This is a genomic window from Photobacterium sp. WH77 (genome assembly GCF_022014395.1).
GTDB classification, from domain to species: Bacteria; Pseudomonadota; Gammaproteobacteria; order Enterobacterales; family Vibrionaceae; genus Photobacterium; species Photobacterium arenosum.
In genome coordinates this window covers 18842-31117 of record NZ_JAKLTE010000015.1, presented here as the reverse complement: position 1 = coordinate 31117, position 12276 = coordinate 18842, and the positions used below count along the sequence as shown (strand labels likewise).

At 50.1% G+C, this 12276-nt stretch carries 12 protein-coding genes; 5 read left to right on the top strand and 7 right to left on the bottom strand.

Annotation, left to right across the window (positions count from 1 at the left end; genetic code table 11):
• The first annotated feature begins 10 nt into the window (after positions 1-10).
• The 3 genes from L6J37_RS14950 (at position 11) to choV (ending at position 3083) form a co-directional block, all read left to right on the top strand.
• On the top strand, positions 11-955 hold the full coding sequence (locus L6J37_RS14950) for a choline ABC transporter substrate-binding protein (RefSeq protein ID WP_237795704.1): 945 nt from the start codon (positions 11-13) through the stop codon (positions 953-955).
• 68 nt (positions 956-1023) lie between these two features.
• Positions 1024-1872 carry a choline ABC transporter permease subunit gene (choW, locus tag L6J37_RS14945; RefSeq protein ID WP_192017205.1) on the top strand — a complete coding sequence of 283 codons (849 nt, stop codon included), beginning with the start codon at positions 1024-1026 and terminating at the stop codon, positions 1870-1872.
• Positions 1873-1874: 2 nt separating this feature from the next.
• The gene (choV, locus tag L6J37_RS14940; protein ID WP_237795703.1) at positions 1875-3083 is read left to right on the top strand and encodes a choline ABC transporter ATP-binding protein; all 1209 of its coding nucleotides are present in this window, start codon (positions 1875-1877) and stop codon (positions 3081-3083) included.
• A 91-nt stretch (positions 3084-3174) separates the two neighbouring features.
• Here choV and L6J37_RS14935 read toward each other — a convergent pair whose 3' ends face one another.
• Both L6J37_RS14935 and L6J37_RS14930 read right to left on the bottom strand, forming a co-directional pair.
• On the bottom strand, positions 3175-3900 hold the full coding sequence (locus L6J37_RS14935; protein WP_237795702.1) for a PLAT/LH2 domain-containing protein: 726 nt from the start codon (positions 3898-3900) through the stop codon (positions 3175-3177).
• Positions 3901-4186: 286 nt separating this feature from the next.
• On the bottom strand, positions 4187-4459 hold the full coding sequence (locus tag L6J37_RS14930) for a hypothetical protein (RefSeq protein ID WP_237795701.1): 273 nt from the start codon (positions 4457-4459) through the stop codon (positions 4187-4189).
• Positions 4460-4721: 262 nt separating this feature from the next.
• Here L6J37_RS14930 and L6J37_RS14925 point away from each other — a divergent pair, with 262 nt between their 5' ends.
• The gene (locus L6J37_RS14925) at positions 4722-6365 is read left to right on the top strand and encodes a GMC family oxidoreductase (RefSeq protein ID WP_237795700.1); all 1644 of its coding nucleotides are present in this window, start codon (positions 4722-4724) and stop codon (positions 6363-6365) included.
• A gap of 76 nt (positions 6366-6441) precedes the next feature.
• Here the strand turns inward: L6J37_RS14925 and L6J37_RS14920 are convergent, their stop codons facing one another.
• Positions 6442-7470 (bottom strand): AraC family transcriptional regulator, encoded by a 1029-nt coding sequence (locus L6J37_RS14920; protein ID WP_192017210.1) that lies wholly within the window; start codon positions 7468-7470, stop codon positions 6442-6444.
• Between the two features lie 379 nt (positions 7471-7849).
• On the opposite strand from L6J37_RS14920, the gene L6J37_RS14915 reads away from it, so the two are divergent.
• Complete coding sequence (locus L6J37_RS14915) at positions 7850-9820, top strand: alkyl/aryl-sulfatase (RefSeq protein WP_237795699.1); 1971 nt, start codon at positions 7850-7852, stop codon at positions 9818-9820.
• Positions 9821-9897: 77 nt separating this feature from the next.
• Here L6J37_RS14915 and L6J37_RS14910 read toward each other — a convergent pair whose 3' ends face one another.
• From L6J37_RS14910 to map, 4 genes are all read right to left on the bottom strand, one after another.
• Entirely contained in the window at positions 9898-10287 is a 390-nt protein-coding gene (locus L6J37_RS14910) for a VOC family protein (RefSeq protein ID WP_161442582.1), read from the bottom strand.
• A gap of 15 nt (positions 10288-10302) precedes the next feature.
• Positions 10303-10884, bottom strand: a complete 582-nt coding sequence (locus L6J37_RS14905) for a sugar O-acetyltransferase (RefSeq protein ID WP_192017283.1) — start codon at positions 10882-10884, stop codon at positions 10303-10305.
• Between the two features lie 31 nt (positions 10885-10915).
• Entirely contained in the window at positions 10916-11425 is a 510-nt protein-coding gene (locus L6J37_RS14900; protein ID WP_192017212.1) for a GNAT family N-acetyltransferase, read from the bottom strand.
• A gap of 115 nt (positions 11426-11540) precedes the next feature.
• Positions 11541-12272 (bottom strand): type I methionyl aminopeptidase, encoded by a 732-nt coding sequence (gene map, locus L6J37_RS14895; protein WP_237795752.1) that lies wholly within the window; start codon positions 12270-12272, stop codon positions 11541-11543.
• Between the last annotated feature and the right edge of the window lie 4 nt (positions 12273-12276).

Below are 12276 nucleotides of genomic sequence, written 5' to 3'. Positions count from 1 at the left end.
AGGACACGTCATGACGACAATCAAGAAAACCATCAAGTACACTGCATTTGCGACACTTTTTGCTGCCGGTACCCAGCCTGTTATGGCTGCGCAGTGCGACACGGTGCGCTTCTCTGATGTGGGCTGGACCGACATCACTGCCACCACAGCCGTGACCAGCGAAGTACTGAAAGGTCTGGGTTACAGCACCAAAACACAGCTGCTGTCTGTACCTGTGACATATTCTTCCATGGCCAATGGTGACATAGATATCTTCCTCGGCAACTGGATGCCAACCATGGAAGGTGACATTGCCAAATACCGCGACAATGGCACCGTTGAAACTGTTCGCGCCAACCTCGAAGGCGCTAAATACACCCTGGCCGTACCGAAATACGTTTACGATGCCGGCGTGCACAGCTTTGCCGATCTGGCGAAGTTCGAAGACAAATTCCGCGGCCGGATCTACGGCATTGAACCGGGTAACGACGGCAACCGCCTGATCCAGGACATGATCGACCAGAACGCCTTCGGACTGGAAGACTTCCGCCTGGTGGAATCCAGTGAAGCGGGCATGGTTTCTCAGGTCAAACGTGCCGTAAACCGTGATCAGTGGGTGGTTTTCCTGGGCTGGGCGCCGCACCCGATGAACAACAATTTCGAACTGAAATACCTGGACGGCGGGGATGATTTCTTCGGCCCTAACTACGGCGGCGCCAGCGTGTTTACCAATGTTCGCAAAGACTACCTGCAAACCTGTCCGAACGTTGGCCAGTTGCTGCAAAACCTGACATTCAGCCTGGAGATGGAAAACACCCTGATGGGTGACATTCTCAACGATCAGAAAAAACCAGCAGCAGCGGCGAAAGCCTGGCTGAAAGACAACCCGGCCGTGCTGGATAAATGGCTGAAAGACGTGACTGCTCTCGACGGCAGCAAGGGCACTGACGCCGTGAAGAATTACCTGAACATTTAATAATTTGCCGCAGGTGCTGAACCTGGTGCCTGCGGCCGCTTTTGTTGTACCCCTTTTAAGGAGTTAATGTGAATTTTATTACCGATCATAAGATCCCACTGGGCGAATGGATGGCAAATCTGGTCGACTGGCTGACTTTTAATGCGGCCGGCTTTTTCGACGCCATCTCCTACAGCCTGGAATCTCTGATCATGATGCTGGTGGATGTGTTTAAATGGATGCCGCCTGCCGCGCCGATTCTGATCACCGCGCTGCTGGCCTGGGCGCTGCACCGCAGTATTTCGCTGGTCGCTTTTGTGGTGGTCGCGCTCTTGTTGATCCTCAATCTGGGCTACTGGCAGGAAATGCTGGAAACCTTTGTACTGGTGCTGACCGCCACTTCAATTTCAGTGCTGGTTGGCGTGCCCATCGGCATTATGGCAGCGCACCGGCCGTGGCTTTATACCCTGATGCGGCCGATTCTTGATCTGATGCAGACTATCCCGACTTTTGTATATCTGATCCCAACCCTGGTGCTGTTCGGTCTGGGTGTGGTGCCGGGCTTAATTTCCACCATTATTTTTGCCATTGCTGCTCCGATTCGACTGACCTACCTGGGGATCAGCCGCGTACCGGAAGAACTGCTCGAAGCAGGTCAGGCCTTCGGTGCGACACGTTCCAAGCTGCTGTTCAAAGTAGAACTGCCGGCGGCAATGCCAAACATCATGGCGGGTATTACCCAATGTATCATGCTGTCTCTGTCTATGGTGGTGATTGCCGCGCTGGTGGGTGCCGATGGTCTGGGTAAACCCGTGATCCGCGCACTGAATACCGTGAACATTTCGCAGGGCTTTGAAGCAGGTCTGGCGATTGTACTGGTCGCTATTATTCTCGACCGCCTGTGTAAAACCCCGGCCAGCAAAAATCAGGAGGGCTGAACATGACTGCCATTCGAATTGAAAACTTAGACGTCATCTTCGGTAAAAATACCGAGCAGTCACTGGCACTGCTGGATCAGGGCAAAAGCCGTCAGGAAATTATTGATGAAACCGGCGATGTGGTCGGCGTGAATAACGTCAGTCTTAACGTACAGCAAGGCGAGATTTGTGTCCTGATGGGCCTGTCCGGCTCAGGTAAATCCAGTCTGCTACGGGCCATCAACGGCCTGAACCCGGTTTCGCGCGGTAAGCTGGAAGTACAGGACGGCGATGGCATGGTCGATCTGGCCAGCTGCGATGCCACTAGCCTGCGCCACATGCGTACCGAGCGTATTTCCATGGTGTTTCAGAAATTTGCCCTGATGCCCTGGTTATCTGTGCTGGATAACGCAGCATTTGGTCTGGAAATGCAGGGCATCAGTAAATCTGAACGCCGCCGCCGGGCGATGGAAAAACTGGAAATGGTGGGGCTGGCTGAATGGAAAGACAAGCTGCCGCACGAACTGTCAGGCGGGATGCAGCAACGTGTCGGCCTGGCCCGTGCCTTTACCATGGACAGCGATATTCTGCTGATGGACGAACCGTTTTCGGCGCTGGACCCGCTGATCCGCAGTCAGTTGCAAGACGAGTTGCTCGATCTGCAACGCAAACTGAATAAGACCATCGTCTTTGTCAGCCACGATCTGGATGAAGCGCTGAAAATCGGCAATAACATCGCGATCATGGAATCCGGTGAACTGATCCAGCACGGCAAGCCGGAAGAGATTGTTCTGAAGCCTAACACTCAGTATGTCAAAGATTTCGTCGCCCACACTAACCCGCTTAACGTACTGCGTGGCCGCTCGCTGATGACACCGACCAGCGCGCTGGAAAACCTGGAAGACATGCTGATCCTCAACCGTCACGAAGGCACCCGGCTCAATACCAATGATGATGGTGAAGTACTGGCGGCACGTCGTCAGGATCAGGATCTGGCGCTGCAAAACTGGCACCAGGGTGACGATCTCGACCTCCTGTCTCAGACTGATATTGTCACTGCCAGTCCGGATATCTCAATGCGCGATGCGCTGGAAATCCGCTACCGTACCGGACAACCTGTGCTACTGACCGAGCAGAAAGAGGGTAACAAAAATAAATTGGTGGGCGTGCTGTCCGATCAGGACTTCTACCACGCCTTATTGGGGAAACACTTTGAGGCGAAATTGGCGTAATTCACTCTGAATCGGCAACCTGTCTCAGTGGACGCAAACGCCCGGCTATCAACCGGGCGCTTTGTTATCAATATACTGGAGGTGAATAATTTTAATCCGCAGCGCCAAACCACCAGCGTTTCTCGCCATCCAACCAAGAATTTACCGTGAAATGTGTACTCAGTTCTGAATAAATTTTCGACCTCACTGAAATAGACTCTGGCTTCCATCCTTGTGTGCCCGGTTTATTCAGCATCAGTCTGGTGATCGGCCCGATTAAAGGAACAGACACTTTTACTTCAACTGTGTCCGTTTTTCCTGTTTGCCAGTCATTTAAAGGCTGATCAATATGCGTGAGTGTCGATGCATTTCCATAAGAATCAAATAACTTGATGTAAACAGCATTATTTGATCCTGCATGGTCATCATTTGAAGTTTTAATTGTCAGTATAAAACTCGAATCTGCCTTATCCCGGTGCGTTGAATCCCCGCCATTATACTGCGAAAGCCCGACAGTTTTAGAAGCATGATTGTCCAACCATGCGCCACCACCAGCAAAACATTGACCATCATTAATACGTGTAACCCAAGTATTGTTTAATGACCATGCATCTTTACCATCTAACCGAAAGACTTCGTTCGTTAACGGCGCATTCCCTGTCGTTAGCCCATTCAAAACTATTGAAAACAATTCACCTTGATTAAAGTTCTCGCTGGATAATTTTTTCTCAGGTCCTGTTTCTGATGTTGACTGTAGTTTCACATAAACCGGATTTTTAGTATTATCGCCACTATCGGTATCAGTAATAGTGATTATTTCATAATCGTAAGACATCATTAATCCTTATAATTACCAACTGTTAAAATTCAGGTTTTTGATTAAAACCAAAGTCAGTATGCGCAAAGACGATTAATATATGCAACTAATTTTATAACAACTCGGCTATATTGCGATCTATCGCATTATTTAATGCAAAGGCTAATTATAAAATAAATGACTGTCATTCTATACATCCAGCCCCACTAACCATTCCAACCTGGAACCAAGCTGTCATGGCAATTTCTCACCCTCGCTACACAACCAAAATCCATTCCGGCTGATAACTCCGTCATAGACGAACCCTTTAATACCTATCCAACTCAGGGCTAGCCACCAGCTTACTCCAAAATACTGACAGGCCTTCACCAGAACGGATTCTCTCCGCCCATACCGCACCGACAATCAAGCCAATGGCAATGAAACTCATCACCACTGCCCCATTGACTTCCCCCAGCACCAAACAAACCGGCCCGGCGAGTAACAAACCAAACATCGCAGGGGTAACAGCGAGCATTATCCACATCGAAAGAGCAATCAGCCCAGAGACAGCTTTCAGCACAGTGACATCCTTATCCACAGGGTAATCCGCTTACCAGATAGTAAGATCCTAATCGCTAATGCACTATGTTGCACTTTTGATTGCCAGGAAATGTTATGAAATGTGATCCTGTACCAGAGGCAAGCGATTGCTTATAAAGTAATGATTTTTAAGTAATAAATTTTCATTAATTTGACATAATTTATAAAAACGACCAGATGATAATGATTTGGCGTCCTCAGCAAACAGCAAAATGTTAACAGTTTGATAAAATATCAGCAGTTGCTTGCAAGGAGGCACTATGAAATCTCGTTATGATTATATTGTTGTCGGTGCCGGTTCTGCTGGCTGCGTACTGGCAAACCGCTTAACAGCCAATGAAAAATACTCAGTGCTGGTGTTGGAAGCCGGTCCATCGGACAAAACGCCCGTTGTCAGTACCCCTGGTGCCTTCGCGTATTTCATGTTTTCCAGGAAATTTAACTGGGCCTACAACGCAACGTCCAATCCTGCACTGCGTAACGGACAACCGGTTTTCGTACCGCGAGGCAAAGTGCTGGGCGGCAGTTCTTCCGTGAACGGTATGCTCTATGTCCGTGGTCAAAAAGAGGATTACGACCATTGGTCTGCACTGGGCAATTCCGGCTGGGGCTTTGATGATCTGCTGCCTTACTTCAAGAAATCCGAATGCAATGAGCGCGGAGCCGATGCCTTTCATGGTGACAGTGGCCCACTGCATGTCAGTGACCGTCAGGCCCAGTATCCGCTCACAGAGGCTTTTATTCAGGCCAGCCAGCAGGCCGGATTCAAATTCAATCCAGATTTCAACGGCGCTGCTCAGGAAGGCGTGGGTTATTACCAATGCACGATTAAAAATGGCCAGCGCTGCGGTGCTGCCCGTGGTTATCTGCACCCGGCCATGGAACGGAAAAACCTGACCGTACTGACGGAAGCGACAGTAAAAAAAGTCGTTATTGAAGATAAAAAGGCCATTGGTGTCAGCTTCGCCTATAAAGGGCAGGATCTCACTTTCCATGCTGATCAGGAAGTTATCCTCAGTGGCGGTGCCATCAATTCACCACAGCTGCTGATGCTGTCGGGTATCGGCAACCAGGATCACCTCGCAGCGCATGGCATTGACTGCCAGCACCACTTACCGGGCGTCGGCGAAAACCTGCAAGAGCATGTCGATGCCTGCGTACTGGTTAAAAGTAAGAAAAAAGACGGCTTCACCGCTTCACTCGGCGGCCTGTTGCGTATGACTCCCGATACACTGAAATATGTGCTGAAGAAGGAAGGCAAGCTGTCCAATTCCATCACTGAAGCGGGCGGATTTATCAAATCCCGGGAGGATTTGGATCGCCCTGATATCCAGCTGCATATGTTGCCGTTGCTGTTTGACGACAGCGGCCGCGATTTGAAACTGATGGCTCAGCATGGCTATTCCTGCCACGTCTGTGTACTGCGCCCGAAAAGCAGCGGGACGGTAAAACTCCGTTCGGCAGACCCTGCTATGGCACCAGACATTGATTTTAACTTTTTCGCCCATGAGGAAGATAAAAAGGTGCTGGTCGACGGCATTCGGCAGTTACGTAAGATTCTGGCAGCGCCGGCTTTCGATGGCTACCGGGCTGAAGAACTGAATCCGGGCATTGAAGCAGACACCGATGAGGCAATCTTTGACAAGATCAAACAGCACATAGGTTTGGTCTATCACCCGGTTGGTACCTGCAAAATGGGTCATGACGCGATGGCCGTAGTAGATACCGAACTCAAAGTGTATGGCGTGAAAGGCTTGCGCGTGGTGGACGCTTCTGTGATGCCAACCCTGATCAGCGGTAATACCAATGCACCGACTATCGCGATTGCAGAAAAAGCCGCTGAGCTTATACTCAACAGACCAGCCAGCCACCAGCAACATCACACAGACAGCATCACTGCTTAATGCGCAACACATCCGCATTTAAAAAAACCGGCTGCGAAACTCAGCCGGTTGTTCCTGCAGCGAGGCGATGAATACGCTACCGGATTTGCTCAGAGAGTTGATTGCGGTAGCGGCCCGGCGTTTCTTCCGTCCAGCGCTTAAAGGCCCGGTTAAAGTTCCCCACGCTGGAATACCCCACCAGATAACCAATCTCACCCAATGACAGATGCGGTTGCTCAATATACTCCAGCGCCAGCTTTTTGCGGGTACTTTCCAGAATATCGGTAAACGATGTCCCTTTATCCTGTAACTTTCGTTGCAGACTACGCAGGCTGATCCCCATAGATTCCGCGATCTCGGTTTGAGTGGGAACGCCCATAGGTAATAACTGGCAAAGCTTATTGCGAATAATCTGAATCAGATCATTTTTATCCATCCGCGTCAGAAATTCGTCCAGCATTTTTTCATGGGTTTGTGCCAGCAAGGAATTACCGGTAATGAGCCGCCGTGAAGCCTGCTCACTGTCAAAAACCACCGCATTCATTGCCTGGCCGTAGAGGATCTCACAGCCCATGAATTCACTCAGAAAAGTCTGCCCCTGATCGGCCGCCATCAGACACACTCTGACCGGGTGCAAATCGCCGGGAACCATATCCCTGGCAAATTGCACCATGGTTGCTAAAAAGGTTTCAGCAACTATGTCCGGTATAACCGGGGTATGGCTACCCGCGTGGCAGACGATATTCATTCGGAATACGACCTGCTCTGCAGACTCAATCAACTCGATCGAACAAGTATTGGACACCACTCTTTTATAGCGGGCGATACGTTCCAGCGCGTCTTTCAGTGTACTGGATGACATCATGGCGTAGCCAAGCGCGTAGAACACACTGGGATGAAAATTGCGGGCCACCTGCACGCTGACATCCTGGCGTGGTAACCGCTGATTGCAGTACTGCAATAGCTTGGTGATTTTTTCTATGCCAATGCGGCTTTCCTGATGCAACACTTCACTGGGTGAAATCCCGCAAGCCGACAATGCCTGTTGCTCGTTTATCTGGTTCGCAGCCATCATGCGGCTAAAAGGGATCAACCAGCCACTCAGGGTTGAGTAATAAGCATTCATACGCGTATATCGCCTCACTGTTCACATCGAAAGCGTCCTGTCACAAGCCATGTCATTTAGCCATAAAATGCTGCTATTGTGGACTGACCACTCAGTCAGCTTTTCTGGCAGACGCACACTTTCACCGACAAACCCAGGTATTGCCAAAAGCCAGCGAAGAACAAAGTCTCACACTGAAGCAGACATTTGACACACCACACATCAATGACACATTTTATTAACAACTAGCACCCGCGCAACATAAAATGGCGTGAACTGAGAACTCGATAAGACAGTCGTCCTATAAGCTAATTGACTGAATGAGCCTGCATGGCCTGTCAGGGCAGAAACAATCGCGCCCTGAACGCCTTACCTCTACGACATTTAACAAGGACGATCTATGCGCCATAGAACTTTAGTCGCCAGTATGATTGTGGCTGTCTTTTCTCAATCCGTTTTTGCCGCCGCTCTCAACACAGAAGCGAAAGATGCCACTCCCTTTACAAAAGCTTATCAAAAGCAGCAGAGAGACAGACTGCCCTTTTCCGATACCAAAGATTTTGAACTGGTTGAGAAAGGCCTGATAAAGCGCCCGGAGGCAGTCACCATCAAGGATGAGAACGGCACCGCTGTCTGGGAATTGGGCAACTATGATTTTCTGATGGGTGATAAATCAATCGACACGATTAACCCCAGCCTGGAGCGTCAGGCCAAACTGAACATGGCCTACGGCTTGTATCAAGTCACGGATCGTATTTATCAGGTGCGTGGTTACGATATTTCCAACATTACTTTCATTAAAGGCGATACCGGCTGGATTGTGTTCGATCCGCTGCTGACGCCACCGACAGCCAAAGCGGCATTCGAACTGGTAACAAAAGAGCTCGGCAACTACCCAATTCATGCCGTGGTTTATAGCCATGCGCACATTGATCATTTTGGTGGGGTGAAAGGTGTGGTCTCTCAAGAGCAAGTCGACAGCGGTGAAGTCGAGATCATTGCCCCCCGCCATTTCATGGAGCACGCGATTAAAGAAAATGTGCTGGCCGGTAATGCCATGACACGCCGCGCAACTTACCAATATGCCAACGCACTGCCTATCGGCCCGAAAGGTGTCGTTGATGCTGCCATTGGTAAGGGGGCATCCCTGGGCGTGATTGGTCTGATCAAGCCAACCCGGGAAGTGACTGAAGACACAGAAACCGTCACCATAGACGGCATTAAGATGGTATTCATGAACACCCCGAACACTGAATCACCATCGGAAATGAACACGTATTTTCCGCAGTTTAAAGCATTATGGACAGCCGAAAACGTCATTGGCACCATGCACAATGTCTATACCCTGCGTGGCGCCGAGGTGCGGGATGCTCAAGGCTGGAGTAAGTACATTAACAGCCTGATCCATGGTGTGGCCAAAGAGGCAGACGTGATGTTTGCTTCACATAGCTGGCCGCGGTGGGGCAATGACTACCTGATGCACGTACTCAAAAAGCAACGTGACATGTACGGTTACATTCATGACCATGCCCTGAACCTGGCCAACAAAGGCGTCACCATCAACGAGATCCATAACGAATTTGAAGTACCGGACTCTCTCGCCAACGAATGGTACAACCGTGGCTACCACGGCTCGTATTCACACAATGTCCGGGCCGTTATCAACAAATATCTGGGTTTCTTCGACATGAACCCGGCAAGCCTGAACCCGCTCAGTCCGGCTGACTCTGCACCCAAATATGTCGAGGCGATGGGCGGTGCCGATGCCATCATCCAACGGGCAAAAGCCAGCTTTGATAAAGGTGAATACCGCTGGGCGGCAGAAGTTCTGAACAAGGTTATTTATGCCGATCCTGACAACCAGCAGGCTCGCCTGCTTCAGGCTGATATTTTCGAGCAACTGGGTTACCAGTCTGAATCAGCTGGCTGGCGAAACACCTATCTGGTCGGTGCTTACGAATTACGTAATGGTATGCCAACCAATGCGCGGGCCACCCGTGTTGGCCCCGACTTTGTCAGCGCAATGAGTACAGATCTGATTTTCGACTATCTGGGTGTGCGCCTGAACGCAGAAAAAGCGGAAGGGAAAAAACTCACACTTAACTTTGTGTTCCCGGATCGTGATGAACGCTATCTGCTGGAGCTGGAAAACAGCCACCTGAATAACATCAAAGGCCAGCAAAGCGATAACGCCGATGTCACCATCACCATTAACCGCAGCGATATGGACAACATGCTGATTAAACAGCAAAGCTTCCAGCAACTATTGCAAGACGGTAAGGTCACAACCCAAGGCAATGTTCAGGCCTTTGGTCAGCTGATGGGCATGATGGACGAATTCCCGTTCTGGTTTAAGATTGCCACGCCTTAATCGCAGGCTACTCTGTGTTTCATTCTGCAAAGCCGCTGACATTCAGCGGCTTTTTTCATTTTCCGGTTCCATCCGGCTCAAGGCAGGTTAATCTGCCAGGACACCCCAAAACGATCCGTCACCCAGCCGAAACGCTGGCTGAAACCGTAATTATCTGCAGGCATCAGGGCATTACCGCCTTCGGTGAGCGAGGCGTAAACCCGCTCAAACTCGGTTGCCGATTCACAGTCAACAAAGACAGACATCGCAGGCGTAAACGTAAAATGGTGCGAAATGAACGAATCGATAGCGATGAATTCCCGGCCTGCAAGCACAAAACGGGCCTGCCTGACCATGCCTTTCGACTCGCCATCCGGGTAACGCTCAATGTGACGAATTTCAGATCCGGCAAACAGGCTGATATAGAAATTCATCGCCTCTTCGGCATCCCCTTCAAACATCAGATGAGTCAGAATCGCTTGCGCCACAATATTTCTCCCTGATTAGCCGCCGGCCATCACAGCTGATGGCTCAGACGGTGTGATCTCTCTGACAACACGGCATGGGTTACCCACTGCAACGCTGTTATCCGGAATATCTCTGGTGACAACACTGCCGGCGCCAATCACACAGTTATGCCCAATACGAACGCCAGGCAAAACGGCCACATTGCCTCCCAGCCAGACATTGTCACCTATCCACACCGGCGCACCGTCTTCCCCATGCAGCCGCTCAACGGGATCGATAGGGTGAGAGGCTGCGGAAATCATGACGTTAGGGCCAATAAACGCATTCTCACCGATAGTCACTTTGCAGACATCCAGTATGGTCAGGTTATGGTTCGAATAAAAATTAGCGCCCAGCACAATGTTATAACCATAGTCGCAGTAAAAAGACGGTTCCATATGGGCATCGCCGGAAAATTGTACCCTTTCTGCCAGAATCGCCATTCTGGCTTGCGAATCGCGCGGATCGGCCAGATTAAAACGGTGACACATGACTTTGGCTTCTTTACGGTCATTGACCAGCTCGGCATCTCTGCCACTGTATGCCAGACCCGCGAGCATCTTTTCTTTCTCTGTCATTGATTCAGACACTGTGTACTCCTTTATTTATTCACAGCTCAATGCCATACAGCACAAGCAACCCGCCGTCAGGCAAGGTTTCATGGTTCGTCTCGTAATGGAAACCCAACCTGGTCAGCAAATCAATGCATCTGCGGTTCTCTGAATCGGTTATAGCAACCAGGCGGGTCAAAGAGAGCTCATCGCGAGCAAAGCACAGTGTGCTCCGGGCGGCTTCAAAAGCATATCCCTTTCCCTCAAAACCGGGTAAATAGCCGTACCCTAAATCAATGTCTTCCAGAGAATCACGCTTGATCAGGCCGCAGATGCCAATAGGTGTATCATCGCTTTTCAATGCAACGCGCTGGAGTCCCAGCCCTTTTGTCTGGTACATACTGATAAGCGATGCTTCGAGATAATTCAGCGCATCCTCACGAGTATGGAGCTGTTTATCGCCGACAAAACGTTTAAAGCCCGGGGTGTTATACAGTTCAAAAATGAAATCGACATCTGCCGCCGTTAGCGGCCTGATCGTCAGACGTTCCGTGGTGATTGCTACCATGCTAGTTATTCCGATATTGATGTAACCATGAAGAGTCGGCTATCTGGCAAGGGTTCCAATGCCATCAAACAGCCAGTCAGACGTACTGGGGTCTCTGTTTAGCCGGCATTACCCGTCAGTGCTTTTCTTCTTCTCTCAGCGTCAGTACTTCATAACCGGTTTCTGTCACCAGTATTGTATGCTCCCATTGCGCCGACAGTTTTTTATCTTTCGTCACCACGGTCCAGCCGTCTTTCTTGGTTTTGGTTTTGTATGTGCCTTCATTGATCATGGGTTCAATGGTGAATGTCATGCCCGGCTGCAGTCGCAACCCGCGTCCTTTCAGCCCATGGTGTAGCACCTGGGGTTCTTCATGCATTTCCCGGCCTATGCCGTGGCCGCAATATTCCCGGACCACAGAATAGCCATGACTTTCCGCATGTTTTTGAATCGCATAACCGATATCACCCAGTGTCGCCCCTGGCTTCACCTGCGCGATACCCTGCCACATGGCTTCGTAGGTTGCTTTTACCAGCCGGGACGCACGTGGCTGAACTTTACCTATGCAATACATTTTACTGGAATCGGCAATGAAGCCATTTTTCTCCAGTGTGATGTCGAGATTGATAATATCGCCATCTTTCAGCACACGGTTTTCATCCGGCATACCGTGACAGATAACTTCATTGATCGACGCATTCAGGACATACGGATAATCATACTGGCCTTTACTGGCTGGTCGGGCAGACAATGCGTCGGTAATAAAAGCGTCGACCTTATCGTTAATCGCCATGGTCGATACACCGGCAGCCACGAAGTTATCCAGCATCGAAAATACCGAGGCTAACAAACGGCCAGATTCCCGCATCAAT